This window comes from Pseudomonas sp. GL-B-26 (assembly GCF_019947405.1).
GTDB lineage: Bacteria > Pseudomonadota > Gammaproteobacteria > Pseudomonadales > Pseudomonadaceae > Aquipseudomonas.
The window spans coordinates 118,456-143,963 of the sequence record NZ_JAGYGJ010000002.1; the positions used below are offsets into that span (position 1 = coordinate 118,456).

A 25,508-nucleotide genomic window follows, 5' to 3' on the forward strand; every position below is an offset into this window, starting at 1 on the left:
AGTGTCTCTGATCGCTTCTGACCACTTCCGCATCGTTGTCGGCCTCGGCAAGAGCGGCATGTCCCTGGTTCGCTTCCTGGCGAACCGGGGCACGTCGTTTGCTGTCGCCGATACGCGGGAAAATCCACCGGAACTGGCCACGCTCAAGCGTGACTATCCGCACGTGGAAGTGCGTTGTGGCGAGCTGGACGTCGAATTCCTGTGCCGCGCCGACGAGCTCTACGTGAGCCCCGGCCTGGCGCTGGCGACCCCGGCCCTGCAGGCTGCCGCCGCCCGTGGCGTGAAATTGTCCGGCGACATCGAGCTGTTCGCGCGTAACGCGAAGGCGCCGATTGTCGCCATCAGCGGTTCCAACGCGAAAAGCACCGTCACCACACTGGTCGGCGAGATGGCTGCGGCGGCCGGCAAGCGTGTCGCCGTTGGTGGCAACCTCGGTACGCCGGCGCTGGACCTGCTCAGCGACGACGTCGAGCTGTACGTGATGGAACTGTCGAGCTTCCAGCTCGAAACCACCGATCAGCTCAACGCCGAAGTGGCGACCGTGCTCAACGTCAGCGAAGACCACATGGACCGCTACAGCGGTCTGCCGGCTTATCACCTGGCCAAGCACCGGATCTTCCGGGGTGCCAAGCAGTTTGTGGTCAACCGTCAGGATGCCCTCAGCCGTCCGCTGATAGGCGAAGGTCAGCCATGCTGGACCTTCGGTTTGAGCAAGCCCGATTTCAAGGCCTTTGGTATCCGCGAAGAAGACGGCGAGAAGTACCTGGCCTTCGAATTCCAGAACCTGATGCCGGTGCGCGAGTTGAAAATTCGCGGCGCCCACAACCAGTCCAACGCCCTGGCGGCATTGGCCCTGGGCCACGCCGTCGGCCTGCCGTTCGACGCCATGCTCTCGAGCCTGCGCACCTTCGCCGGACTTGAGCATCGCTGCCAGTGGGTCCGCGACCTGAATGGCGTGAGCTACTACAACGATTCCAAAGCCACCAACGTCGGCGCCGCACTGGCTGCCATAGAAGGCCTGGGCGCGGACATCGACGGCAAGCTCGTGCTGATCGCCGGTGGCGACGGCAAGGGTGCCGAGTTCAAGGACCTGCGTGATCCGGTGGCGGCCAACTGCCGCGCCGTGGTGCTGATGGGCCGAGATTCCGAGCTGATCGCTCAGGCCATCGGCGATGCCGTGCCACTGATTCGCGTCAACTCGCTGATCGAAGCGGTCGAGCAATGCCGCGCCATCGCAGAGACGGGCGACGCCGTGTTGTTGTCGCCTGCGTGCGCCAGTTTCGACATGTTCAAGAATTACGAAGACCGTGGTCACCAGTTCGTCCGCGCCGTGGAGGATCTGGCATGAGCCTGATGAACATCATCAAGCCCTATCCGTCGCCGATCATCACCGGGCGCGGCATCGACCTCGACTTCCCGATGCTCGCCGGCTGCCTGGCATTGATCGGCCTCGGGCTGGTCATGATTGCATCGGCATCGACCGAAGTGGCGGCTGTGCAGTCGGGCAGCGCCCTGTACTACATGATTCGCCACCTTATCTACGTTGTGCTGGGCCTGGGTGCCTGCATCGTCACCATGATGATTCCGATCGCCACCTGGCAACGCCTGGGCTGGCTGATGCTGATCGGTGCGTTCGGTCTGCTGGTGATGGTGATCATCCCGGGGATCGGCCGTGAAGTGAACGGTTCGATGCGCTGGATCGGCTTCAGTTTCTTCAACGTTCAGCCGTCGGAAATTGCCAAGGTATTTGTCGTTATTTACCTTGCCGGTTACCTGGTGCGTCGCCAGAAAGAAGTGCGTGAAAGCTGGATGGGCTTCTTCAAGCCGTTCATCGTTCTGCTGCCAATGGCGGGTCTGTTGCTGATGGAGCCGGACTTCGGTGCCACCGTCGTGATGATGGGGGCTGCTGCGGCGATGCTGTTCCTCGGCGGGGTCGGGCTGTTCCGTTTTTCCTTGATGGTTGTCCTGGCGGTCGCGGCGGTGGTGTTGTTGATTCAAGTGCAGCCGTATCGAATGGCGCGCCTGACCAACTTCGCGGATCCGTGGGCCGACCAGTTCGGTGCCGGCTATCAGTTGTCTCAAGCGTTGATCGCGTTTGGTCGCGGCGAATGGCTGGGCGTTGGCCTGGGCAACAGCGTGCAGAAACAGTTCTACCTGCCGGAAGCCCACACCGACTTCGTGTTCTCGGTCCTGGCCGAAGAGCTGGGTGCCGTGGGTTCTTTGTGCACGGTGGCGCTGTTCGTCTTTGTCTGTATTCGTGGCATGTACATCGGTTATTGGGCCGAGAAGGCCAAGCAATTTTTCGCCGCCTACATCGCGTACGGCTTGTCGTTCCTGTGGATTGGTCAGTTCCTGATCAACATCGGGGTGAACGTCGGTCTGCTGCCAACTAAAGGTCTGACTCTGCCGTTCCTCAGTTACGGCGGTAGCTCGTTGGTGATCTGCTGTGCCTGTCTCGGCTTGTTGCTGCGCATCGAATGGGAAAGTCGAACCCACTTGGGCAGCGAAGAGATGGAGTTCCATGAAAGCGACTTCGCCGAGGAGCCGACCCATGGGCGCTAACGTATTGATCATGGCGGGCGGCACCGGTGGTCACGTGTTTCCGGCGCTGGCGTGTGCCCGCGAATTCCAGGCCCGTGGTTACACCGTGCATTGGCTCGGGACACCGCGTGGCATCGAGAACGATCTGGTCCCGGTGGCCGGCATCGAACTGCATCGAATCAATGCCAGTGGTCTGCGTGGCAAGGGCAAGCTGTCCCTGCTCAAGGCGCCGTTCATGTTGCTCAAGTCGATCTGGCAGGCGCGGACGATCATTCGTCAGCTGCGGCCGGTGTGTGTCGTCGGCTTTGGTGGTTATGTGACCGGTCCTGGTGGCGTTGCAGCCAAACTGGCCGGCGTGCCGGTGATCGTTCATGAACAGAACGCCGTGGCCGGTACCGCCAATCGGTTGCTGGTGCCGTTGGCCGCCCGAGTCTGTGAAGCGTTCCCCGACACCTTTACCCTGTCGGGCAGCCGTCGGACCACCGGTAACCCGGTGCGCACCGAGCTGTTCCTCGACACACCGCGGCAGGCTCTGGCCGGTCGCAAGGCGCGTTTGCTGATCCTGGGCGGAAGCCTGGGCGCAGAACCGTTGAACAAGTTGCTGCCTGAAGCCCTGTCGCAAGTCGCCCCCGACCTGCGCCCGGAAGTGTTTCATCAGGCCGGTAAAAACCACGATGAAGTGACTGCAGAGCGCTACCGCGCGGCTGGCGTCGAGGCGCAAGTGCAGCCTTTCATCAAAGACATGGCCCAAGCCTATGGCTGGGCCGACCTGGTGGTGTGCCGCGCAGGCGCGTTGACCATCAGTGAACTGGCCGCCGCCGGTCTGCCCTCGATGCTGGTGCCTTTGCCCCACGCGATCGACGATCACCAGACCCGCAACGCCGATTATTTGGCCCGTGAAGGCGCTGCCTTCCTGATGCCGCAAAGAACGACTGGCGCAGCGGATCTTGCCGCACGCCTGACAGAGGTCCTGATGCAACCACAACGACTGACCGACATGGCTACCGCGGCACGCCGCCTGGCCAAACCCGATGCAACCCGTAACGTGGTCGATACCTGCCTGGAGGTGGCCCATGGTTGAGAATCAGAAAGCCATGCCGCAACCGGAAATGCGCCGCATCCGTCGCATCCACTTCGTCGGAATCGGCGGCGTGGGCATGTGCGGTATCGCCGAAGTGTTGTTGAACCTGGGCTATGAAGTGTCCGGTTCCGACCTGAAAGCTTCGCCGGTGACCGAGCGTCTCGAGTCCTTCGGTGCCCAGATCTTTATCGGCCACCGTGCCGAGAACGCCGCGACCGCCGATGTGCTGGTCACCTCCAGTGCCGTGAACACCTCCAACCCGGAAGTCGCCACCGCCCTGGAACGCCGCATTCCGGTGGTGCCTCGCGCTGAAATGCTGGCTGAGCTGATGCGCTACCGCCACGGCATCGCCGTCGCCGGTACCCATGGCAAAACCACCACCACCAGCCTGATCGCTTCGGTGTTTGCCGCCGGTGGGCTCGACCCGACATTTGTCATCGGTGGCCGTCTGAATGCCGCGGGCACCAATGCCCAGCTCGGCACCAGCCGTTACCTGATCGCCGAAGCCGACGAAAGCGACGCCAGCTTCCTGCATTTGCAGCCGCTGGTGGCCGTAGTCACCAACATTGACGCCGACCACATGGCGACCTACGACGGTGACTTCAACAAACTGAAGAAAACCTTCGTCGAGTTCCTGCACAACCTGCCGTTCTACGGTCTGGCGGTGGTGTGCCTGGACGATCCGGTGGTGCGTGAAATCCTGCCGCAGGTGAAACGTCCGACGGTCACTTACGGCTTCGGCGACGACTGCGACGTGCGCGCGATCAATGTGCGTCAGCAGGGCATGCAGACCTTCTTCACCGTGCTGCGCCCTGATCGCGATCCGCTGGATGTCTCGGTGAACATGCCGGGCAACCACAACGTGTTGAACGCACTGGCAACCATCTGCATCGCTACCGATGAAGGTGTCAGCGATGAAGCCATCGTCCAGGGCCTGTCCGGGTTCCAGGGTGTCGGCCGACGCTTCCAGGTCTACGGCGAACTGCCGGTAGACGGTGGCAGCGTGATGCTGGTCGACGACTACGGTCACCACCCGACCGAAGTCGCCGCGGTCATCAAGGCCGTGCGCGGTGGCTGGCCGGAACGCCGTCTGGTGATGGTCTACCAGCCGCACCGTTACAGCCGCACCCGCGACCTGTACGACGATTTCGTCAATGTATTGGCCGACGCTAACGTCCTGCTGCTGATGGAAGTCTACCCGGCCGGTGAAGAACCGATCCCTGGGGCCGACAGCCGCAAGCTGTGCAACAGCATCCGTCAGCGCGGTCAGCTCGACCCGATCTACATCGAGCGCGGTGTTGACCTCGCGCCGGTGGTCAAGCCGCTGCTGCGTGCTGGCGACATCCTGCTGTGCCAGGGCGCCGGTGACATCGGTGGTCTCGCACCGAAACTGTTGAAAAGTCCGTTGTTCGCAGGCGCCGTTGCTGCGCCGAGTGTGGGGAAGTTGAAATGACTGCTGCTTACGCCAACCTCGTCTCCACTATTGCGCCGAAAGATTTCGGCCGCGTCGCCGTGCTCTTCGGCGGCAAGAGTGCCGAGCGTGAGGTTTCTCTCAAGTCGGGTAACGCGGTTCTCGACGCGCTGCTAAGCGCCGGTGTGGACGCGTTTGGTCTCGACGTGGGCGATGACCTTTTGCAGCGTCTGCTGAACGAAAAAATCGATCGCGCCTTCATCATTCTCCACGGTCGTGGCGGTGAAGACGGCAGCATGCAGGGCCTGCTGGAGTGCCTGGGTATTCCGTACACCGGCAGCGGCATCCTTGCTTCCGCGCTGGCCATGGACAAGCTGCGGACCAAACAGGTCTGGCACAGCCTCGGTATTCCGACGCCACGCCATGCCGTACTGAGCTCCGAGGCCGATTGTATTTCGGCGGCGACGGAACTGGGCTTCCCTTTGATCGTCAAACCGGCCCATGAAGGTTCAAGTATCGGGATGGCCAAAGTGACCTCCGCGCCGGAGTTGATCGACGCGTGGAAAGCGGCCAGTACCTACGATTCGCAAGTGTTGGTCGAGCAATGGATTCAAGGTCCGGAGTTCACCATCGCCACCCTGCGTGACCAGGTGTTGCCACCGATTGCCCTGGGCACGACGCACAGTTTCTACGACTACGACGCCAAGTACGTGGCTTCCGATACCCAGTACCGGATCCCGTGTGGCCTGGACAGCAACAAAGAAAAAGAACTGATGGACCTCACGGCGAAAGCCTGTGAGGCGCTGGGTATCGCCGGTTGGGGCAGGGCTGACGTGATGCAGGACGCCGACGGGCAGTTCTGGTTCCTGGAAGTCAATACCGCACCGGGCATGACCGATCACAGTCTGGTGCCGATGGCGGCTCGTGCTGCCGGTCTGGATTTCCAGCAACTGGTTCTGGCGATTCTGGCCGCAAGTATCGAGCCGCGAGGTTAAGAGCATGCAAGGCGCACAGCTGAGACATCAGCCCTCCGCACCACCCGGCCGCAAGCCGGTACCGCGGGGTGCCAGCCGAATGGTGGCCAAAGAGCCGATGTCTGCGCGCCTGCCGAAAGCCAATTTTGGTTTTCTGAAAAGCCTGTTCTGGCCGGTGCTGCTGGTCGCACTGGGTTTCGGTACTTACGAAGGCGCGCAGCGTTTGTTGCCGTACGCCGACCGGCCGATCACCAAGATCAACGTGCAGGGCGACTTGAGTTACATCAGCCAGCAAGCGGTGCAGCAGCGGATCGCCCCGTACGTGGCGTCGAGCTTCTTCACCATCGATCTTGCGAGCATGCGTACCGAGCTTGAAACGATGCCATGGATTGCCCACGCCGAAGTGCGTCGGGTGTGGCCGGATCAAGTGGTGATCCGCCTGGAAGAACAACTGCCGGTGGCCCGTTGGGGCGATGAGTCGCTGTTGAACAACCAGGGTCAGGCGTTCACCCCGCGTGAGTTGGCGAATTACGAACACTTGCCACAGCTGTTCGGCCCACAACGGGCCCAACAGCAAGTGATGCAGCAATATCAGGTGCTGAGCCAGATGCTCAGGCCGTTGGGCTTCTCGATTGCACGCCTGGAGTTGCGTGATCGAGGTAGCTGGTTCCTGACCACCGGCGCCGGTAGCGCGGGCCCGGGAATCGAACTGTTGCTGGGACGCGGCAACCTGCTGGAAAAGATGCGCCGCTTCATTGCCATCTATGACAAGACGCTTAAAGAACAGATTACGAACATTGCGCGCATCGATCTGCGCTACGCCAACGGCCTCGCTGTTGGCTGGCGGGAACCTGTAGCGCCCACGACAGCCCAACCCGCTGTCGCGAAGAATTAAGAAGAGGCAGGACCATGGCAAACGTGCAAAGCGGCAAAATGATCGTCGGTCTCGATATCGGCACCTCCAAGGTGGTGGCGCTGGTCGGCGAGGTCTCGGACGACGGCACGCTGGAAATCGTCGGGATCGGTACCCATCCGTCCCGTGGCCTGAAGAAAGGCGTGGTGGTGAACATCGAGTCCACCGTGCAATCGATCCAGCGCGCGATCGAAGAGGCGCAGCTGATGGCTGGTTGCCGCATTCACTCGGCGTTCGTCGGCGTGGCCGGCAATCACATCCGCAGCCTGAACTCCCACGGCATCGTGGCGATTCGTGATCGCGAAGTCAGCTCCGCCGACCTCGAGCGCGTGCTCGACGCCGCCCAGGCCGTGGCAATCCCGGCTGACCAGCGCGTTCTGCACACCCTGCCGCAGGATTACGTGATCGATAACCAGGAAGGTGTTCGTGAGCCTCTGGGCATGTCGGGCGTACGTCTGGAAGCCAAGGTTCACGTGGTCACCTGCGCCGTCAACGCCGCACAGAACATTGAAAAATGCGTGCGTCGCTGCGGCCTGGAAATCGACGACATCATTCTCGAGCAGCTTGCTTCCGCGTATTCGGTCCTGACCGACGACGAGAAAGAGCTGGGCGTGTGCCTGGTGGACATCGGTGGCGGCACCACCGACATCGCGATCTTCACCGAAGGCGCGATCCGTCACACCGCGGTGATCCCGATTGCGGGCGATCAGGTAACCAACGACATCGCCATGGCGTTGCGCACCCCGACCCAGTACGCCGAAGAAATCAAGATTCGCTACGCCTGCGCCTTGGCCAAACTGGCCGGTGCCGGTGAAACCATCAAGGTTCCAAGCGTTGGCGACCGTCCACCGCGCGAGCTGTCCCGCCAGGCCCTGGCCGAAGTGGTCGAGCCGCGTTACGACGAGCTGTTCACGCTGATCCAGGCCGAACTGCGTCGCAGCGGCTACGAAGACCTGATCCCGGCCGGCATCGTGCTGACCGGTGGTACGTCGAAGATGGAAGGCGCAGTCGAACTGGCCGAAGAAATCTTCCACATGCCGGTCCGCCTGGGCGTGCCGCATGGCGTCAAGGGCCTGGACGATGTGGTTCGCAACCCGATTTATTCCACCGGCGTTGGCCTGTTGATGTACGGCCTGCAAAAGCAGTCCGACGGGATTTCGTTCTCGGGCATCAGCAGCCGCGACAGCTACAGCAATGAAGAACCGAAAGTCGCCTTGCTCGATCGCTTCAAGAGCTGGGTACAAGGCAACTTCTAAAGATATACCGCAGCACCGTTGTAGATACAGGCAGTAGGCGAAAAAACTAGAGAAATGAAAGGAGAGGGAAAATGTTCGAACTCGTAGACAACATCCCCGCAAGCCCGGTTATTAAAGTTATCGGTGTTGGCGGAGGCGGCGGCAACGCCGTCAACCACATGGTCAAGAGCAACATTGAAGGCGTTGAATTCATCTGCGCCAACACTGATGCCCAGGCGCTGAAATCCATCGGCGCGCGGACCATCCTGCAACTGGGCACCGGCGTGACCAAAGGTCTTGGCGCTGGCGCCAACCCTGAAGTAGGTCGTCAGGCCGCTCTCGAAGATCGTGAGCGCATTGCCGAAGTCCTGCAGGGCACCAATATGGTGTTCATCACCACCGGCATGGGCGGTGGTACCGGTACCGGTGCTGCGCCGATCATTGCTGAAGTGGCCAAGGAAATGGGGATTCTCACCGTTGCGGTGGTGACTCGTCCGTTCCCGTTCGAAGGCCGCAAGCGCATGCAGATCGCCGACGAAGGTATCCGTCTGCTGTCTGAAAGCGTCGACTCGTTGATCACCATTCCCAACGAGAAGCTGCTGACCATCCTTGGCAAGGACGCAAGCCTGCTGTCCGCATTCGCCAAGGCCGACGATGTACTGGCCGGTGCCGTTCGCGGTATCTCCGACATCATCAAGCGCCCGGGCATGATCAACGTCGACTTTGCCGACGTACGCACCGTGATGAGCGAAATGGGCATGGCGATGATGGGCACTGGCTGCGCCAGCGGTCCGAACCGTGCACGTGAGGCTACTGAAGCGGCCATTCGCAACCCGTTGCTGGAAGACGTGAACCTGCAAGGTGCACGCGGCATCCTGGTGAACATCACCGCCGGTCCTGACCTGTCCCTGGGTGAGTACTCCGACGTGGGTAGCATCATCGAAGCCTTTGCTTCCGAGCACGCGATGGTCAAGGTCGGTACCGTTATCGATCCGGACATGCGCGACGAGCTGCACGTGACCGTGGTTGCCACAGGTTTAGGCGCGAAAATCGAGAAGCCTGTAAAGGTCATCGACAACACCATGCACACGTCCGTGGCATCGCAGCCGCAACAGCAAGCGCCTTCGCGTCAGGAAGCGCCTGCGGTAAACTACCGTGACCTGGACCGTCCGACCGTCATGCGCAACCAGGCTCAGGCCGGTGCTGCGACTGCCGCGAAGATGAATCCGCAAGATGATCTGGACTACCTGGACATCCCGGCTTTCCTGCGTCGTCAGGCCGATTAATGGAATGTATCAGGGCTATGAAGGTGATTGGTGTTCAGCAAAGGTCTGGTCTGCTATCATCGCCAGCCTTTGTTGATACCAGTTCGCAATTTGCGCTGAAGCGGCCCAAGCCATGATTAAACAACGCACACTGAAAAATATTATCCGTGCTACAGGTGTAGGCCTGCACTCCGGGGAGAAGGTATACCTGACCCTCAAGCCCGCACCTATCGACACCGGCATTGTGTTTGTTCGTGCCGATCTCGACCCTGTGGTGCAGATTCCTGCCCGCGCGGAAAACGTTGGTGAAACCACGATGTCGACCACATTGGTCAGTGGTGACACCAAAGTTGATACGGTGGAGCACTTGCTCTCGGCCATGGCTGGCCTGGGCATCGATAACGCCTACGTCGAGCTCTCCGCGTCTGAAGTTCCGATCATGGATGGTAGCGCTGGACCTTTCGTATTCCTGATCCAATCGGCCGGCCTGGAAGAACAGGACGCCGCCAAGAAGTTCATCCGGATCCTGCGGGAAGTGACAGTGGAAGACGGCGACAAGCGCGCCACTTTCGTCCCTTTCGAAGGTTTCAAAGTGAGCTTCGAGATCGATTTCGATCACCCGGTTTTCCGTGACCGCACACAAAGTGCAAGCGTGGATTTTTCCAGCACTTCGTTTGTAAAAGAAGTCAGCCGCGCCCGTACCTTTGGTTTCATGAGTGATATCGAGTACCTGCGCAAGCACAATCTCGCACTCGGCGGCAGCGTTGAAAACGCTATTGTGGTCGACGCGGATGGTGTACTGAACGAAGACGGCCTTCGCTATGAAGACGAATTCGTGAAGCACAAGATCCTCGATGCAATTGGTGACCTCTACCTGCTGGGCAATAGCCTGATTGGTGAGTTCAAGGGCTTCAAGTCCGGACATGCATTGAACAACCAGCTGCTGCGCAAGTTGATTGAGCAGACAGATGCTTGGGAAGTCGTGACTTTCGAAGACGCCAGCACTGCACCGATCTCTTACATGCGTCCCGTTGCGGCCGTGTAAGTAAAAAACCTCTCTAGTTTTTTAAAGGCTACCTTCGGGTGGCCTTTTTTTATGCCTGCGGGAAAGGCCTCAATCCGCAGCGACCACCCGATTACGCCCACTTTCCTTGGCCTGATACAGCGCCTTGTCCGCTGCAAACAATAGCTGTTCCAGACTGATCTCAGCGGAGGTGGTCCAGGTACTGATACCGATACTGACAGTAATCGGCGACTCGGCACCTGCAACCAGCGGCAATTGCTCCACTGTCGCTCGGATGTGTTCGGCAATCTGTTGCGCACCCTGGCTGTCGGTTTCCGCGAGAATCACCGAAAACTCCTCACCGCCGTAACGGGCGACCAGATCGGCTGGTCGCCTTACATTGTCGGAGGTCACCTTGGCCAACGAGCGCAAGGCATCATCGCCAGCCTGATGCCCATGACGATCGTTGAACGCCTTGAAGTGGTCGGCATCAATCATCAACAGCGACAATGGCTGGCCGGAACGTTGAGCGCGAAACCACTCATGACGCAGGACCTGATCCAGCGTTCGGCGGTTGGCCAGGCCGGTCAAGGCATCGGTGGCCGCCAGTTGCGCCAGTTCCTGTTCGGCATTGTGGCGAAGGCGCAATTCCCGGCTGAGCAGCCAAGTCAGCCAGAGCAAGCTGATGCACAGCGCAATAGTCGCAACGCTAACCACCACTGCAGTGCGCTTCCACGAGGCAAATACTTCATCACTGGACAGTGCAACGATGACGATCAACGGCAAGTTGCCCACCTTGGAGAACGTGTACAGGCGTTTGTCCTTATAGCGGCTTGAATCACCGGTGAAGCTGCCGTTGCCTTCTTTGACGATGCGCTGAAAGTTGGGACGGTTGCTGAAGTCCTTGCCAATCAGCTCTTCGGCCAGGCGGGGTTCCTGGGCCAGAAGAATCCCGTCCGAGCTGATCAGGTTGACCGAGCTGTCACGCCCGATGCTCAAACTGTTGAACAGCTGATCGAAATAACTCAAGCGCATGGCGGCTTCGGCCACACCGAGGAATTCGCCCTGTGAGCCGCTGACCCGGCGACTGAAGCTGATTCGCCATTCATGTTCAGCCTGCCTGGAACGGAAGGGGCGGCTGATGAGCATGCTCGGATCACGATTGGTCACGTGTGACTGAAAGTACTCGCGGTCAGCGAAATTGCCCTTTCTAGGCTCCACCGAGGCCGAGTCGGCGATCACGTCGCCCTTGTTGTCCAGCAACAAAATGTCGCCCTTGTACGGCGCGGCAGTGGCACGGTCAAACAAGGCCAGATGGCGGATGGCAGGGGAAACGTTCTTGAGGTCTTCACGCTGCGAGGCTGCGATCAAGCCTTGCAAGGACAGGTCATAGAGTTCGACGTTGCGTAACACGTCTGCGTCGATCAGTTGCACGATATTGGTTGCTGCGCGAGTGGCAGATTGTTCAGCATTGGCGCGTTCGCGAATGAGCAGGAACGCCACGATGCTCAATATCGCAATCACCAGCAGCAAACTGCCAAGAACCAGAAGCCGCTCCGATCGCGTCGACCGGATCGGATGGTGAGATGTTGGACTGCTCACACTCATGGTTCTGACTTCTGCTAATGAGGCGTTATGAAAGTGTTTTGCAAGACTCAGGCAGAATCCCAGAAACCGTTTGCGTTCGGAGCGCCTGTATAAATCCCGGATAAAAAAAAGACCAGCAAAACATGCTGGCCTTTTGCTTATTGAAGCTTAGAAGACATTGAGCGGGTAGTCGACGATCACCCGGTATTCATCAGTGTCCTGATCCAGCGCGTCGTAGCCGTTGCCTCCACGGTTGGACGCCCATTGCAGGCGCAGCGCCAGGTTTTTGGCCTTGCCGCCCTGAACCACATACTTGAGATCGATTGTCGCGTTCCCAGTGCCTGGCGTTTTTGCCATCAGCGTGAGCAGCAGGCGCCACCGTTGCAGCAATTGCAATGAATAACGGGCTGAATCCAAGAGGGAAACGCACTAGCGGTAAAGCGCCTTGGGTCAACTAAGAGCCTCGTTGTTTTGAGACTCCGGATGTTTCTTGTTAGGGAAGACGAACTTAAGCTGTTTAAAACCACAACGAAAAAAAGCCGCTGATAGCAGCGGCTTTGAAGACAACTTTTCAATGGGAAGAGCCGATGAAAAGTGTCGAGGGAAACAGAGTGATACTTGGCAATCAGCTGTCTTTCTCAACCCGTGACCGGGCTTGAGTGGTCGACGCTTGAGGGGTTTGCGCAGCTTCCTGAGCCTTGGCCGTCATTTCGTTCTGATATTGTTCGAATGCAGCAGCGCGTGCGGAATTTTGCGCGACGAACGTCTGCGACTCTTCAGCGATGGCGAACGGAGACAGAAACAAAGAGGACAAAACGAAAGCGCTGGCAATACCCATAGTGTTGGACATCTTTAAAACCTTCTTGCTTGGCAAGTGCTGTTTGGTGCGGCAAAGATAAGGGGCTTGGGCGAGGGGAAAAAGAGCGGGTTGCAGAAAGGACTGTTACGCAAAGAGCAAAGATCGTCAGACCGGGAGGTGGATACCGAAGGTATTCATACCGTGATCACTGCGCACAAACACATCCCCGCCATGCATCAGCGCAATCGCCTTGACGATCGCCAACCCCAACCCATGGTTGTTGCCACTGTTGCTGCGCGACGCATCGACCCGATAAAAACGCTCAAACAATCGCGGCAAATGCTCGCTGGCAATTGGCGATCCAGGGTTCGCAACCCCGATGCTCACCTGATGCTCCTCAACTTCGATCCGCACCTCAATCACTTGCCCAGGCTCGGTGTGCTGCACCGCATTGCTTAGCAGATTAATCAAGGCCCGGCGCAGATGAGCGATCTCGATCCGCACCTGCGCGTCACCACTGACCTGCACCTGAACCTGCGCGTCTTCAAGAATGAAATCCAGGTACTCCAGCGTCGTCGCCACTTCATCGGCCAGCGAGGTGGAGGTCAGTTTGGTAGCTTTGCTGCCCTGATCCGCGCTGGCGAGGAACAGCATGTCGTTGATGATCGAGCGCAGTCGCTCAAGCTCTTCAAGGTTCGATTGCAGCACTTCAAAATAGTGTTCGGCGGATCGCCCGCGAGTCAGCGCAACTTGGGTCTGGCCGATCAGGTTGGTCAGCGGCGAGCGCAGTTCATGGGCCACGTCCGCGTTGAACGACTCAAGGCGCGAATAAGCCTGTTCGACCCGCGCCAGTGTCGAATTGAACGAGTTGACGAACTGATTCAGTTCCGGCGGCAGCGGCGACAATTGCAGGCGGCCGGACAACAACGGCGGTGCCAGCCGCTGGGCTTCCTGGGACAACTTGATCAGGGGCTTGAGGCCGATTCGTGCCACCCAATAACCGAGGGCCGACGCCAGCAACACGCCGATGATTGCCAGGCTGATCAGGGCAATCAGCAGATGATGTTGAGTCTGCAGAAACGTCTCGGTGTCGATGCCGATCATGAAGCGCAACGGCGGGCGTTGATCTTTGGCCGGGAACTGACTGACCAGCACTTTCAGCGGATATGGCTGATCCGGCAGATTCAAGTCGCGCATGCCCAGCGGGCCTTCGGCAAAGGCGCGGATCTGCGGCGTCAGGTTGCCGTATTCGTAGTGCGGATCACCGCTGATAATCCAGAAACTGATGCGCTTGTCTTCTTCACCGAGCAGCTTGAGCTTGTTGTTGATCTTCACCCAGTGTTCGGGTGTGCCATAACGGCCGACCGTGGATTCGAGCACGCTGTAGCGCGCGTCCAGTTCAGCCTCGGGCAACAAACCCAAGCCTTTATCGACCTGCTGGTACAACGCCCAGCCGATCAACAAAAACACCAAAAGCGCCACCAGCGTGAACATCCCGCTGAGGCGCAGGGCAATCGAGTTACTGGACACCACGGCTCTCCAGCACATAACCCATGCCACGAATCGTGTGCAGCAGTTTCTCGTCGAACGGCCCGTCGAGCTTCGCTCGCAAGCGTTTGATCGCGACTTCGACGACGTTGGCGTCGCTGTCGAAATTGATGTCCCAGACCATTTCGGCGATGGCGGTTTTCGAAAGAATTTCACCCTGGCGGCGGGCCAGGACACTCAGCAGCGAGAACTCCTTGGCGGTCAGGTCCAGGCGCGTGCCGGCGCGGGTGGCTTTGCGGCTGATCAAATCTATCCACAGGTCGGCGATGCTCACTTGCACCGGTTCGTGACCGCCGCTGCGACGGGTTAGCGCTTGCAGGCGCGCCACCAGTTCGAGAAAGGAAAACGGTTTGCCGAGGTAATCGTCGGCACCGTCGCGCAGGCCTTTGATGCGATCTTCCACACGCTCGCGGGCGGTGAGCATGATCACCGGGGTTTGCTTGCGCGCACGCAATGCGCGCAGTACGCCGAAGCCGTCGAGGCCCGGCAGCATGACGTCGAGGACGATCACCGCATAGTCGCTTTCCAGCGCCAGGTGCAGGCCTTCGACGCCGTCGCGCGCCAGGTCCACGGTGTAACCCTGTTCCGTCAGGCCGCGGTGCAGATAGTCCGCGGTTTTTTCCTCGTCTTCGATAATCAGAACGCGCATGACCCCGCCTCAGTCTGTGGTCGCCAGCGCCGGTACGGGCGCAGGTTTGGGCCTATGGAATAGCCGCTCAAGCCACAAGTATATGACCGGAGTGGTGAACAGCGTCAGCGCCTGGCTCACCAGCAAGCCGCCGACCACCGCGATCCCCAAGGGCTGGCGCAATTCGGCGCCGGTGCCGTAACCGAGCATCAGCGGCAGGGCGCCGAGCAGGGCGGCGAGGGTGGTCATGATGATCGGCCGGAACCGCGTCATACACGCCTCAAAGATCGCCTCTTCGGGAGGCAAGCCACGGTTACGTTGGGCGTCCAGCGCGAAGTCGATCATCAGGATGCCGTTCTTCTTGACGATGCCGATCAGCAGCACCAACCCGATCAGCACCATGATCGAAAAGTCCTGCCCGCAAATCCACAACATGATCACCGCGCCGAGCCCCGCCGACGGCAGCGTCGAGATGATGGTCAGCGGATGCACGAAGCTCTCGTAGAGCACGCCAAGAATGATGTACACCGCCACTAGTGCCGCCAGAATCAGCCATGGCTGGCTGGCCAGCGAACTCTGGAACGCCTGGGCCGCGCCCTGGAAATTACCGCTGATGGCCGCCGGCATGCCGATGTCGGTCTTGGCCTGATTGAGCATGATCACCGCATCGCCCAACGCGACGCCGGGTGCCAGGTTGAACGACAGGTTGGCCGCCGGGAACATCCCGTCGTGAGCGATGGACAACGGGCCGATGGTTGGCGCATCGAATTTCGCCAGGGCCGACAGTGGCACCATTTCCCCGCTCAGCGGCGAACGCAGGTAGAAATAATTGAGACTTTCGGCCTTGCCGCGCTGCTTGGTGTCCAGTTCCAGAATCACGTTGTACTGGTTGGTCTGGGTCTGGAACTCATTGATCTGCCGCTGGCCGAAGGCGTCGTACAACGCTTCGTCGACATCGCTGGCGGTCAGGCCGAAACGCGCGGCGGCGCTGCGGTCAATGCTGATGTGGGTGATGCTGCCACCCAGTTGCAGGTCGTTGGAAATGTCACGGAACGCCGGGTTGGCGCGCAGTTTTTCCGTGAGGCGCTGGGTCCAGGTGCTGAGGATCGCGCCGTCGTTGCTCTTGAGCACGTATTGGTACTGCGCGCGACTCGGGCCGGAGCTGAGGTTGATGTCTTGTCCGGCGCGCAGGTACAGCACGATGCCCGGGACTTTCATCAATTGCGGGCGAATCCGATCAATGAACTGGCTGGCGGAGACGTCGCGGTCGCCGCGTTTTTTCAGCGAAATCCAGAAGCGGCCGTTGGCGATGGTCTGGTTGCTGCCCGAAACACCGACCGAATGGGAGAACGTCTCGACGGCGGGATCGGCGGCGACGATCTCGGCCATCGCCAGGTGTTTTTTCACCATGTCGCCGTAGGAAATATCAGCAGCTGCTTCGGTGGTGCCAAGGACGAAACCGGTGTCCTGTACCGGGAAGAAACCCTTCGGAATGAAAATGTACCCGGCGACCGCCAGTCCGAGGGACAGGCCGAACACACCGATCATCAATTTCTGATGGGCGAGGGCGCGGCGCAAGCCTTTCTCATACAGCGCCAGCAAGCGTTCGCCGAAACCAGGTTTACCGTGGGCGTGATGCACCGGCGCGCGCATGAATAGCGCGGCCAGAGTCGGCGCCAGCGTCAGGGACACCACCACGGAAATCATGATGGTCGAGGTGGCGGTCAGGGCGAACTCCTTGAACAGCCGCCCGACCACGCCACCCATGAACAGCAACGGAATAAACGCCGCTACCAGCGAGAAGCTGATCGAGACCACGGTAAAGCCGATCTCGCCGGCACCCTTGATCGCCGCCTCGCGCATGCCGTCGCCAGCCTCCAGGTGACGGTGAATGTTTTCCACCACCACAATCGCATCGTCCACCACAAACCCGACGGACACCACGATTGCTACCAGTGTCAGGTTATTCAGGCTGAAGCCCATGATGTACATCAGGGCAAAACTGGCGATCAGCGACACACCGAGCACCGACGCCACGATCAGGGTCGCCGACAACTGCCGCAGGAACAGCGCCATCACCGCCACCACCAGCAGGATCGCGATCAGCAGGGTGACTTCCACTTCATGCAGCGAAGCGCGGATGGTCTGGGTGCGGTCGATCAACACTTTGACCTGCACCGAGGCCGGCAGCATGGCCTCCAGCGTCGGCAGGGCCGCTTGAATACGGTCCACGGTCTCGACGATGTTGGCCCCCGGTTGCCGGAAAATCACCAGGTTCACCCCCGGCTGACCGTCAGCCCAGGCCTGGATGTAGGCATCTTCCGAACCGTCGACGACTTTGGCCACATCCTTGAGATGAACCGGTGCGCCGTCCTTGTAGGAAACAATCAGCTGACCGTATTCCTGGGGGTGGAACAATTGGTCGTTGGTGGACAAGGTCGAAATGCTCGACTCGCCGTACAGCGCACCCTTGGCCAGGTTGAGGCTGGTCTGCTGGATCGCCAGGCGAATGTCCGCCAGGGTCAGGCCAATGGCGGCGAGTTTGTCCGCCGACGCCTGCACGCGAATCGCCGGACGTTGCTGACCGGTGATGTTGATATTGCCTACGCCGTCGATCTGGCTGATTTGACGGGCGAGCAGAGTTTCCACCAGGTCACTGACTTCGGTGCCGGGCATTTGCGGCGAGTTGATGCTGAGGATCAGCACCGGACTGTCGGCCGGGTTGACCTTCCTCCAGTTCGGCAGGTTCGGCATGTCTTTGGGCAGTTTGCCGGCGGCGGTGTTAATCGCGGCCTGGACTTCCTGCGCGGCGGTGTCGATGCTTTTGTCGAGGGTGAATTGCAGGGTCAGAATGGTCGAGCCCAAGGCGCTGCTCGAGGTCATCTGGGTCATGCCGGGGATGGCGCTGAATTGCACTTCAAGCGGCGTGGCCACCGACGAGGCCATGGTTTCGGGGTTGGCGCCGGGCAGTTGTGCGGCCACCTGGATGGTCGGGAATTCCGCTTCCGGCAGCGGCGCAATCGGCAGTCGCGGAAACGCGATCACCCCCAGCAGCACCAAGGCAAAGGTCAGCAGGACCGTCGCCACCGGATGATCGATGCACCACGCGGAAACCGAGCCATGTCCCTTCATGGTTTCGGCTCCGATTGCACCACTTGCGGTGGGTCGGTCACTACCTGCACGGTCGAGCCAGGTTTGAGCCGCGACTGGCCGTCGCTGACCAGCACATCACCCGGTTTCACGCCTTTGATGAGGTCCTGGCCGCTGCCTTGATAAACCATCTGCACCTGAACGGCTTCGACCTTGTCGCCATTGACCCGGTAGACGAAATGTTGATCGAGCCCGCGTTGTACGACAGTGGGCGGCACCACCAGCGCATCTTTATCCAGTGCTGTTTGAATCTTTACCGTTACCAGCAGGCCCGGCCAGAGTTTCTGTGCGGGGTTGGCGAATTCAGCCTTGGCGCGGATGGTCCCGGTGTTGGCGTTGATCTGGTTGTCGATCAGGGTCAAATGACCTTCGCCGAGCAGATTGCCGGTTTCGCCGTCAGTGTCGGCGCCGATGTAGGCCTTCACTTGTGCACGTTGTGGGTCGCCGATCAGACCCTGCAAGGTCGGCAGCATTTGCTGTGGCAGGGAGAACTCCACGGCGATCGGGTCGATCTGGGTCACCGTGAACAGGCCTTGAGCGTCGGTCATGCGCAGGAAGTTGCCTTCATCCACCGTGCGAATACCGACGCGGCCGGTGACTGGAGAGCGAATCTGTGTGTAGGAGAGCTGCACCTGTGCGGCGTCGATCGAGGCCTGGTTACCTTGGGCGGTGGCTTTGAGTTGGTTGACCAGGGCTTGTTGCTGGTCATAAGTCTGTTTGGAAACGCCGTCGTCCACGCTCAATAGCTTGTAACGCTTGAGGTTGACCAACGCGACTTGCAATTGCGCCTGACTTTCGCCGAGTTGCGCCCGGGCCTGATCGAGGCTGGCGCGGATCGAGCGGTCATCGATGGTGGCCAGCAGGTCGCCTTTGTTCACCAGTTGGCCTTCCTTGACCAGGATTTTGGTGAGGATGCCGTCGATTTGCGGACGCACTACCACGCTGTGCAGCGACAGCACCGAGCCGATGCCGCTGACGTAGCGGGGGACGTCTTTTTCGACGACGTTCACTACCCGAACGGGGATCGCAGAGGGCGCGGTCAGTTTGGTGGTAGCGGGCTTGATGGCGTACCACAGGCCCAGCGCTGCCAGAACGATCAGAAGGGCTGCGAGCAGGGCGGGGTTTTTCTGAATTCGCATGCGAGTGGGGCGCCGGGGCTGGGTGGTTGGAGCTTTTTCAGGTTTATACCTTCCTTTATAAACCTGTTCGCCCGTCAGGAAGGTGACTGCTAACTGACGGCGCTGTCAGTTTGGACCTCTGCGGATCGGCGTCGATCCCCAGTAGGAGCTGCCGGAGGCTGCGATCTTTTGATCTTGGCGACAGGTAGCCGACCAAGACACAAAACCCGACGGACTCGCTTACGGCTTGAAGCTTGCTGCTTCCGACACAGGTATACTGCCGCCTTTCGCGGCTCGCTGACCGGGCCCGACTCTATGGCATCACCCGGAGCTTTCATGACTTCCCCGACACAACCGCCGGTTGCCGACGCTTTGAGCGACGACCAGGCAGACCTGCCAGACAGCGTCGACTCCAGCGCAGACAGCGAAACCAAGGCCGCGATCCCGGCGTTCAAGTTCCCGTTCAAACCGGGTGAGTTGGCTGGAGCGAAGAACGCCAGCCAGCCCTGGTACAAGAATGGCGCCAAGAATGGCCATACCAAGACCCCCGGCGCCGCGCCTCCCGGCACTCGTCGCTCAATGGGTAAACGCTGACTGTCAGGCATTTTGTTGAGCGGTAATTGTTCTTCCTGTCATTGAGATAGTTCCTACAAAGATGGGCGATTCGTCCTCTGGGTAAGTCGGTGGCCACTCGTCGAAGATTCATGCCCATGAATTTTCGATGAAGGCCGCCAAAATGTCTCTGGTAAAAACCCTCTCTCTACTGTCGCTGGTGGCCCTGACCACTGGCTGCATGTCGTCTGTGCCCGATCCACAGATCCGTTTCGGTGTCGAAGCGCTGGTTCCGCCGTTCGAGAGCCGTAACGACAAGGGTGAGCTGGTCGGATTGAACGTCGAGTTGGGCAACGCGCTGTGTGCCGAACTCAAATCCCGCTGTGTCTGGGTTGATCAGGATTACGCGACCAACATTCATGCCCTTGAAGCCAACCGTTTCGACGTGATCATGCCGATGACCGCCACCTCTTCGCGTCGCGAGCGGGTTGATTTCACCGAAGACCTGTATCCCTTGAGTAACCGTCTGGTGGCTCGTGTGGGCTCGAATCTGCAGCCGGATGCGCAATCACTCAAGGGCAAGCGTGTCGGCGTCCTTGCGGGCACAAGTCGCGAGGCTTTCGCCAAGGCTCGCTGGGCGGCGGCCGGGGTGACGGTGCACAGTTTCAATTTCAACAACCAATTGGTCGCCAGCCTGCTGGCGGGTGAGCTCGACGCGACCCTGCAAGACTCGATTGAAATCACCCAGGCGCTTTTAAGTCAGCCTCAGGGGCAAGGTTTCGATTTTGTCGGTCCGGCGCTCAAGGACCCCATGCTGGGCAGCGGTGTGGCCATGGCTGTGCGAAAAACCGACACCCTGCTGCGCGATAACCTGAATGCGGCGCTTGAGCGTCTTAAGCAAAATGGCCAGTACCAGGCGATTACCCAACGTTATTTGCCGCCCGCAGCGCCAGACTCACCACGCTACTTTCCGAATGAGGAAGGTCTGGCATTCTCCGATGCGGTGCAGGTCGGCGAGACCATTTACCTTTCCGGGGTGCTCGGCCTGGGGGCTGATGGTGAACTGGTGAAGGGCGGCATCGGCCCGCAGACGACCCAGGTCATGGAGAACTTGCGTACCGCGCTGCAACGCAGCGGTTCGTCCCTGGCTCAAGTGGCCAAATGCACGGTCATCCTTGCCGACATAAGGGATTTTTCCGCCATGAATGCTGTGTATCGCAGTTTCTTTCCAGCGGATCGTTTGCCCGCACGTACAACGTTTGCTGGCAAGTTGGTCGAGAACGCGCAGGTAGAAGTGGAATGTCTGGCGGTGACGGCCAGCTAATTCTTTTGACGACGAGCCACTGCGCAACGGGATTGCGCAGTGGTTCCGAAGCCTTGCGTCTTAGGCTGCCCGCAACGAAATAAACGCATAGTTCACTGGCGTATCTGTCACCACTTGCGCACCGGCCGCCTGCACTTGCCCGGCGATGTCCTCGCCCGACACATGAAACAACCAGTCAGCGCCTGACCCGACCACAGGCTGCGTCGCAACTTGGTCGATGACCCTCGCAAACGCCGTCATGTCCGGCAGATAAGCGGTGAACCCATCACCCTTCAACGCTGTAGTCCGAATCCCCAGCAGCGCGCAAATCGCATCCTTGGTCCGAATGTCATCGCGATCCGCCTGACGGGAGCGCTGGATTAATCCGACCAGTTCCTGATCCACCAATTCACCACCCACAATCAGATCCGGTCCCTTTTCCCACGACTCGGGAGGACATTCCTTTACGGCGGTGTTCAGGGGAATGTGCGGATTGATTTCCATCGGGTAGATGCGGCACACCAGCGGCCGGCGTTCGTAGATGCGGCAGAGGTTGTCTTCGTCAAGATTCCGGCAAGGACCGACGTTGTAGGCGGCAAAGGTGATGGATATGTACGCCTCGGATGCGCCGCTTCGAACCCTCACCGAACGGCGTTCGGCGTGTTCGCGTTGCTGCACTGGCAGGCCCAGGCCATTGCCCAGGAAACCTTCCACCAACACGATCACCTGACCGCCATCAGCCGCCCACATCCGGGCTTCGGGCAGGGTCAGGGGCACGTGGTGGTCGTTGCAGCATTTGCCACAGCCTACGCAGGAAAACGTCGTATTCATTGAACGGCCAGTCGCATAAAAGGACATGAAACGGCGACAGAATGCCGCCGCAATGGCCGCTATCGAAGCAAGTTATGCGCCAGTCACTGCGCCTTGGTGCAACTGGCGAGCACCGCTTTGTCGTAAGCGGCCCAGGCGTCGGAGCTGGAGGCGTGGGCCTGGGTGGCGAGGGCGGCGAGGCAGAAGAAAGTCAGGGTGACAGCTTTCATGGGACAGGCATCCTTGGGCTTGTGTTGGCCGAGGTTGGAGTATGCCTCAAGAGGTTTGGATTGGCCGATGTCAGGCCGGAACCGGTTCCCGACGGATCACACGCATTCCGGCGTTTTCATACAAACGCCGCGCCCGAAGGTTGTCTTCCAACACCTTCAAATCCACAAAACCTTCGCGTCGTTGCTGAAATATCTTGAAAGCATGTAGCAGCAACGCACGTCCTAATCCTTGCCCCTGAGCTCGTGGATGCACCACCAGGTTTTTGATGTAGGCACTGGTCCAGCACTGGCACACGCCGACGATACCTTCGGCATCCAGGGCAATGAAGCACAGGCTCGGATCATATTCAGGATCGGTTTCAAAACGCTGTTGCCAGACGTCCAGTGCCGGCACGCGACCGCCACCTTGCTGATAACCCAGTTCCATCAAACGATGAACGGCTTCAGCCAGATCGGGGCGGTAGTCGCTGAGGACGATTCCCTGAGGCCAAGTGATCGCAGGCACAACTTCAGCGAGGTTGCGCCGCATCAGAAAGCAGAAGTCCTTGCTCAAGCCTCAATGACCTTGTTCAGCGACCGCCTTGGCCGCTTCGATCAGGCACTTGGTCAGTTCTGGCGAGGAGAACTTGGTCAACACCGCGTTCGCGCCGGCAAGACGGGCCTTTTCGCTGTTCATCGCGCTGTCCAAAGAAGTGTGGAGCAACACATAGAGGTGCGAGAAATCCGGGGTTTCACGCAAGGTTCGGGTGAAGGCGTAGCCGTCCATCTCCGACATTTCGATGTCCGAGACGATCAGGTTGATCTGCTGGGCCGTGCCTTGCAGATCCAACAGGCAGTCGATGGCTTCCTTTGCACTGCGGGCGGTGTGGCATTGCAGGCCGAGGTTGCGCAGGGTATGCACCGATTGCTGCAACGCCACCTGGCTGTCATCGACCACCAGAATCCGCGCGTTGCCGAGTACTTCAGCGTCTTCCATGCTCAGTTCGGTCGGGGCCGTTTCGATCTGCGCCGGGGCGATGCCATGGATGACTTTTTCGATGTCCAGGACCTGTACCAACGTGCCGTCGACCGAGGTCACGCCCGTGATGTACGAACGCACGCCGCCAGAGCCAAAGGGCGGCGGACGGATGTCGGTGGTCAGGCAGTGGACGATCTTGCTCACGGCTTGAACGTGCAAACCCTGCTTGGAGCGGCTGACATCGGTGACGATCAGGCAGCCACCGTTCGGGTCTTCCAGCGGTCGTTCGCCGATGGCACGGCTGAGGTCGATCACCGACAACGAGGCACCGCGCAGGGTGGCGATGCCTTTGACGTGTGGGTGCGACTCCGGCAGCTTGGTCAGCGGCGGGCAGGGAATGATTTCACTGACTTTCAGCAGGTTGATCGCCATCAGCTTGCCGCTGCGCAAGGTAAACAGCAGAAGCGAAAGTGAATCTGCGCGGGCTTTGTTTGAAGACATAAAAACCTTCTGTGGAAAAAGGTGATGGGCGACCGCGAGGATCGCCAGCAGCTATCGATGCCGGGTTATCGACTTGTTGTGGGCAGGCTTTAGGCCAAATGCCTACCCCCTGGTCAAACGGTGAACCCTGTGGCGAGGGAGCTTGCTCCCGTTGGAGTGCGAAGCACTCCCAAAATAGGCATCGTGTTATATCTGGCAGTACGCAATCGCTGGTAGTGCGGCTGCTGCGCAACCGAGCGGGAGCAAGCTCCCTCGCCACAATAACCGGGTTACTTCATGCCGAGGCGTTTGGCCATCCGCCCAAGATTCGCCCGATCCAAGCCTAGCTCACGCGCCGCGCTCGCCCAATTGTTATGGTGCCGTTCCAGACAGGCGTCGATCAGTCGACGCTGATAATCCTCGGTCGCCGCCCGCAAGTCTCCCGAGACCAAAGCAGCAGGGCTGACAGGGGCTGGCTCGGTTGTAAGCTCAACGCTGCCAGTGGGCAAATCCAGATCCGCCGCGCTCAAACTCAGAATCTTCGGCCGTTCCTTGCAATTACCCAGCGCCTTCAAGGCACTGCGGCCAATCAAATGCTCCAGCTCCCGCACATTTCCCGGCCATGCATACGCCAGCAATGCAGCCTGCGCATCGCTGTTCAGGCGCAGGCTGTTGAGGCCCATGCGGGAGCGGTTTTGCTCCAGGAAGTAGCCGCTGAGCAACAGCACATCCCGCCCACGGTCACGCAGTGCTGGCACCAGCAACGGATAAACGCTCAGGCGGTGATAGAAGTCGGCACGGTAGCGGCCGCTGCGCACTTCTTCGGCCAGGTCGCGGTTGGTCGCGGCGATCAGACGTACGTCGACCAGATGCTCTTTATCCGAGCCCAATCGCTGCAATTGACCGCTTTGCAGGACTCGCAGCAATTTGGCCTGGACGGTCAGGGACAGCTCACCGACTTCATCGAGAAACAGCGTGCCGCCATTGGCCAGTTCAAACTTGCCGCGTCGATCGTTCATCGCACCGGTGAAGGCGCCGCGGACGTGGCCGAACAGTTCGCTCTCCACCAGCGTGTCTGGTAGCGCGGCGCAGTTGAGGCTGATGATCGGCTTGTCGGCCCGAGGCGATGCGGCGTGGATGGCTTGGGCGACCAGTTCTTTGCCGACCCCGGTTTCGCCGGTGATCAGCACGGTCAGATCGCTGCCGCCCACCAGATTGATTTCTTCCACCAGCCGTTTGTGGGCCTTGCTCTGGCCAATCATCTCGCGGTTTTGCTGGCCGCTGGCTTGTCGGTAAACCTCGGCACGCTGGTGTTCGTCTTCGACACGATTGGCCAGGCGTTCGATGCGCTCGGCGGCGTTGACCGTTGCGGCGGCGAGGCTGGCGAAGGCTTCCAGGGCGTCCAGTTCGATCGGTTCGAAGCGCTCCGGATCGAGTGCGTCGAGGGTCAGCAAACCCCACGGACGCTCATCGATAAACAGCGGGCAACCCATGCAGTCGTGGACTTCCAGATGATCATCGAGGCCATCGACCAGTCCGTCGTAAGGGTCGGGCAAGTCGCTGTCGGCGGCGAAACGGGTCGGACCGTGGCTGCTGAGCAGCGCTTCGAAACGCGGGTGTTCGCTGACTTTGAAGCGTCGGCCGAGGGTGTCGGTACTCAACCCGTCGACGGCCAGTGGCACCAGCCATTCGCCATCGAGGCGCAGCAGTGCGGCAGCATCGCAGGGGAGCAGGGCGCGCATGGCTTCAAGCAAGCGCCGATAACGCTCGCCTTCGGGGAGTTCGCGGGACAGGTCGGCGACCAGTGGCAGCAGGGTGGTGAGCAAGGCTTTTGCAGTCATAGTGACTCCGTGTAGTCGGTATGACTATAAGTCAGGGTGTGTCGATATGACTATAAAGAATTTAAAATATTGATTTATAAG

At 59.8% G+C, this 25,508-nt stretch carries 22 protein-coding genes and 1 pseudogene; 11 read left to right on the forward strand and 12 right to left on the reverse strand.

What is annotated here, in order from left to right; genetic code table 11:
- Position 1 precedes the first annotated feature (1 nt).
- The 9 genes from murD to lpxC all read left to right on the forward strand — a co-directional run bounded on the left by murD (position 2) and on the right by lpxC (position 10,465).
- Positions 2–1,348 carry a UDP-N-acetylmuramoyl-L-alanine--D-glutamate ligase gene (gene murD, locus KGB23_RS01945; RefSeq protein WP_223429672.1) on the forward strand — a complete coding sequence of 449 codons (1,347 nt, stop codon included), beginning with the start codon at positions 2–4 and terminating at the stop codon, positions 1,346–1,348.
- Positions 1,345–2,562 (forward strand): putative lipid II flippase FtsW, encoded by a 1,218-nt coding sequence (ftsW, locus tag KGB23_RS01950; RefSeq protein WP_008147508.1) that lies wholly within the window; start codon positions 1,345–1,347, stop codon positions 2,560–2,562. The genes murD and ftsW overlap by 4 nt, the downstream gene beginning before the upstream one ends.
- On the forward strand, positions 2,552–3,622 hold the full coding sequence (gene murG, locus KGB23_RS01955; protein WP_223429673.1) for an undecaprenyldiphospho-muramoylpentapeptide beta-N-acetylglucosaminyltransferase: 1,071 nt from the start codon (positions 2,552–2,554) through the stop codon (positions 3,620–3,622). Before ftsW ends, murG begins: the two co-directional genes overlap by 11 nt.
- Positions 3,615–5,075: a UDP-N-acetylmuramate--L-alanine ligase gene (gene murC, locus KGB23_RS01960; RefSeq protein WP_150659101.1), complete on the forward strand. Its 1,461-nt coding sequence runs from the start codon at positions 3,615–3,617 to the stop codon at positions 5,073–5,075. The genes murG and murC overlap by 8 nt, the downstream gene beginning before the upstream one ends.
- Positions 5,072–6,028 (forward strand): D-alanine--D-alanine ligase, encoded by a 957-nt coding sequence (locus KGB23_RS01965; protein ID WP_223429674.1) that lies wholly within the window; start codon positions 5,072–5,074, stop codon positions 6,026–6,028. Before murC ends, KGB23_RS01965 begins: the two co-directional genes overlap by 4 nt.
- Positions 6,029–6,032: 4 nt before the next feature.
- Complete coding sequence (locus KGB23_RS01970; protein ID WP_008147517.1) at positions 6,033–6,902, forward strand: cell division protein FtsQ/DivIB; 870 nt, start codon at positions 6,033–6,035, stop codon at positions 6,900–6,902.
- 14 nt (positions 6,903–6,916) lie between these two features.
- Positions 6,917–8,176 carry a cell division protein FtsA gene (gene ftsA / locus KGB23_RS01975; RefSeq protein WP_033061341.1) on the forward strand — a complete coding sequence of 420 codons (1,260 nt, stop codon included), beginning with the start codon at positions 6,917–6,919 and terminating at the stop codon, positions 8,174–8,176.
- 71 nt (positions 8,177–8,247) lie between these two features.
- Entirely contained in the window at positions 8,248–9,441 is a 1,194-nt protein-coding gene (gene ftsZ / locus KGB23_RS01980; protein WP_033061342.1) for a cell division protein FtsZ, read from the forward strand.
- 112 nt (positions 9,442–9,553) lie between these two features.
- Positions 9,554–10,465, forward strand: a complete 912-nt coding sequence (lpxC, locus tag KGB23_RS01985) for a UDP-3-O-acyl-N-acetylglucosamine deacetylase (RefSeq protein WP_095130494.1) — start codon at positions 9,554–9,556, stop codon at positions 10,463–10,465.
- A gap of 69 nt (positions 10,466–10,534) precedes the next feature.
- Here lpxC and KGB23_RS01990 read toward each other — a convergent pair whose 3' ends face one another.
- The 7 genes and pseudogenes from KGB23_RS01990 to KGB23_RS02020 form a co-directional block, all read right to left on the reverse strand.
- Entirely contained in the window at positions 10,535–12,031 is a 1,497-nt protein-coding gene (locus KGB23_RS01990) for a sensor domain-containing diguanylate cyclase (RefSeq protein WP_223429675.1), read from the reverse strand.
- Positions 12,032–12,178: 147 nt separating this feature from the next.
- Positions 12,179–12,371: pseudogene (locus KGB23_RS01995) on the reverse strand (OprD family outer membrane porin); the annotation flags it as partial.
- Positions 12,372–12,635: 264 nt separating this feature from the next.
- On the reverse strand, positions 12,636–12,860 hold the full coding sequence (locus KGB23_RS02000) for a hypothetical protein (protein WP_223429676.1): 225 nt from the start codon (positions 12,858–12,860) through the stop codon (positions 12,636–12,638).
- A 114-nt stretch (positions 12,861–12,974) separates the two neighbouring features.
- Positions 12,975–14,339, reverse strand: a complete 1,365-nt coding sequence (locus tag KGB23_RS02005) for a heavy metal sensor histidine kinase (protein WP_223429677.1) — start codon at positions 14,337–14,339, stop codon at positions 12,975–12,977.
- Entirely contained in the window at positions 14,329–15,006 is a 678-nt protein-coding gene (locus KGB23_RS02010; RefSeq protein WP_007916978.1) for a heavy metal response regulator transcription factor, read from the reverse strand. Before KGB23_RS02010 ends, KGB23_RS02005 begins: the two co-directional genes overlap by 11 nt.
- 9 nt (positions 15,007–15,015) lie before the next feature.
- Positions 15,016–18,117 carry a multidrug efflux RND transporter permease subunit gene (locus KGB23_RS02015; protein ID WP_223429678.1) on the reverse strand — a complete coding sequence of 1,034 codons (3,102 nt, stop codon included), beginning with the start codon at positions 18,115–18,117 and terminating at the stop codon, positions 15,016–15,018.
- Positions 18,114–19,274: an efflux RND transporter periplasmic adaptor subunit gene (locus KGB23_RS02020; protein WP_223429679.1), complete on the reverse strand. Its 1,161-nt coding sequence runs from the start codon at positions 19,272–19,274 to the stop codon at positions 18,114–18,116. The genes KGB23_RS02015 and KGB23_RS02020 overlap by 4 nt, the downstream gene beginning before the upstream one ends.
- Positions 19,275–19,589: 315 nt before the next feature.
- Here KGB23_RS02020 and KGB23_RS02025 point away from each other — a divergent pair, with 315 nt between their 5' ends.
- Both KGB23_RS02025 and KGB23_RS02030 read left to right on the forward strand, forming a co-directional pair.
- Positions 19,590–19,847, forward strand: coding sequence for a hypothetical protein (locus KGB23_RS02025; RefSeq protein WP_150654724.1), 258 nt, complete (start codon positions 19,590–19,592; stop codon positions 19,845–19,847).
- A gap of 142 nt (positions 19,848–19,989) precedes the next feature.
- Positions 19,990–21,129: a transporter substrate-binding domain-containing protein gene (locus KGB23_RS02030; RefSeq protein WP_223429753.1), complete on the forward strand. Its 1,140-nt coding sequence runs from the start codon at positions 19,990–19,992 to the stop codon at positions 21,127–21,129.
- A 60-nt stretch (positions 21,130–21,189) separates the two neighbouring features.
- On the opposite strand, the gene KGB23_RS02035 is transcribed toward KGB23_RS02030, so the two are convergent.
- The 5 genes from KGB23_RS02035 to norR form a co-directional block, all read right to left on the reverse strand.
- Positions 21,190–21,939 (reverse strand): YkgJ family cysteine cluster protein, encoded by a 750-nt coding sequence (locus tag KGB23_RS02035; protein ID WP_223429680.1) that lies wholly within the window; start codon positions 21,937–21,939, stop codon positions 21,190–21,192.
- An 83-nt stretch (positions 21,940–22,022) separates the two neighbouring features.
- Positions 22,023–22,148, reverse strand: a complete 126-nt coding sequence (locus KGB23_RS30115) for a hypothetical protein (protein ID WP_263288517.1) — start codon at positions 22,146–22,148, stop codon at positions 22,023–22,025.
- Positions 22,149–22,218: 70 nt separating this feature from the next.
- Entirely contained in the window at positions 22,219–22,677 is a 459-nt protein-coding gene (locus KGB23_RS02040; protein WP_223429681.1) for a GNAT family N-acetyltransferase, read from the reverse strand.
- A gap of 27 nt (positions 22,678–22,704) precedes the next feature.
- Complete coding sequence (locus KGB23_RS02045; protein ID WP_008147551.1) at positions 22,705–23,607, reverse strand: chemotaxis protein CheV; 903 nt, start codon at positions 23,605–23,607, stop codon at positions 22,705–22,707.
- A gap of 269 nt (positions 23,608–23,876) precedes the next feature.
- The gene (norR, locus tag KGB23_RS02050) at positions 23,877–25,427 is read right to left on the reverse strand and encodes a nitric oxide reductase transcriptional regulator NorR (protein WP_150654727.1); all 1,551 of its coding nucleotides are present in this window, start codon (positions 25,425–25,427) and stop codon (positions 23,877–23,879) included.
- Positions 25,428–25,508 lie beyond the last annotated feature (81 nt).

What these genes read in the sequence shown, in the direction of transcription:
- ftsA (WP_033061341.1), top strand. Translation starts at nt 6,917, where the DNA reads ATGGCAAACGTGCAAAGCGGCAAAATGATCGTCGGTCTCGATATCGGC.
- murG (WP_223429673.1), top strand. Translation starts at nt 2,552, where the DNA reads ATGGGCGCTAACGTATTGATCATGGCGGGCGGCACCGGTGGTCACGTG.
- KGB23_RS02045 (WP_008147551.1), bottom strand. Translation starts at nt 23,607, where the DNA reads ATGTCTTCAAACAAAGCCCGCGCAGATTCACTTTCGCTTCTGCTGTTT.
- KGB23_RS02025 (WP_150654724.1), top strand. Translation starts at nt 19,590, where the DNA reads ATGACTTCCCCGACACAACCGCCGGTTGCCGACGCTTTGAGCGACGAC.
- murC (WP_150659101.1), top strand. Translation starts at nt 3,615, where the DNA reads ATGGTTGAGAATCAGAAAGCCATGCCGCAACCGGAAATGCGCCGCATC.
- KGB23_RS02010 (WP_007916978.1), bottom strand. Translation starts at nt 15,006, where the DNA reads ATGCGCGTTCTGATTATCGAAGACGAGGAAAAAACCGCGGACTATCTG.
- KGB23_RS30115 (WP_263288517.1), bottom strand. Translation starts at nt 22,148, where the DNA reads ATGAAAGCTGTCACCCTGACTTTCTTCTGCCTCGCCGCCCTCGCCACC.
- KGB23_RS02000 (WP_223429676.1), bottom strand. Translation starts at nt 12,860, where the DNA reads ATGTCCAACACTATGGGTATTGCCAGCGCTTTCGTTTTGTCCTCTTTG.
- KGB23_RS02040 (WP_223429681.1), bottom strand. Translation starts at nt 22,677, where the DNA reads ATGCGGCGCAACCTCGCTGAAGTTGTGCCTGCGATCACTTGGCCTCAG.
- KGB23_RS02015 (WP_223429678.1), bottom strand. Translation starts at nt 18,117, where the DNA reads ATGAAGGGACATGGCTCGGTTTCCGCGTGGTGCATCGATCATCCGGTG.
- lpxC (WP_095130494.1), top strand. Translation starts at nt 9,554, where the DNA reads ATGATTAAACAACGCACACTGAAAAATATTATCCGTGCTACAGGTGTA.
- KGB23_RS02020 (WP_223429679.1), bottom strand. Translation starts at nt 19,274, where the DNA reads ATGCGAATTCAGAAAAACCCCGCCCTGCTCGCAGCCCTTCTGATCGTT.
- KGB23_RS02035 (WP_223429680.1), bottom strand. Translation starts at nt 21,939, where the DNA reads ATGAATACGACGTTTTCCTGCGTAGGCTGTGGCAAATGCTGCAACGAC.
- KGB23_RS01990 (WP_223429675.1), bottom strand. Translation starts at nt 12,031, where the DNA reads ATGAGTGTGAGCAGTCCAACATCTCACCATCCGATCCGGTCGACGCGA.
- KGB23_RS02030 (WP_223429753.1), top strand. Translation starts at nt 19,990, where the DNA reads ATGTCTCTGGTAAAAACCCTCTCTCTACTGTCGCTGGTGGCCCTGACC.
- norR (WP_150654727.1), bottom strand. Translation starts at nt 25,427, where the DNA reads ATGACTGCAAAAGCCTTGCTCACCACCCTGCTGCCACTGGTCGCCGAC.
- ftsW (WP_008147508.1), top strand. Translation starts at nt 1,345, where the DNA reads ATGAGCCTGATGAACATCATCAAGCCCTATCCGTCGCCGATCATCACC.
- KGB23_RS01970 (WP_008147517.1), top strand. Translation starts at nt 6,033, where the DNA reads ATGCAAGGCGCACAGCTGAGACATCAGCCCTCCGCACCACCCGGCCGC.
- ftsZ (WP_033061342.1), top strand. Translation starts at nt 8,248, where the DNA reads ATGTTCGAACTCGTAGACAACATCCCCGCAAGCCCGGTTATTAAAGTT.
- KGB23_RS01965 (WP_223429674.1), top strand. Translation starts at nt 5,072, where the DNA reads ATGACTGCTGCTTACGCCAACCTCGTCTCCACTATTGCGCCGAAAGAT.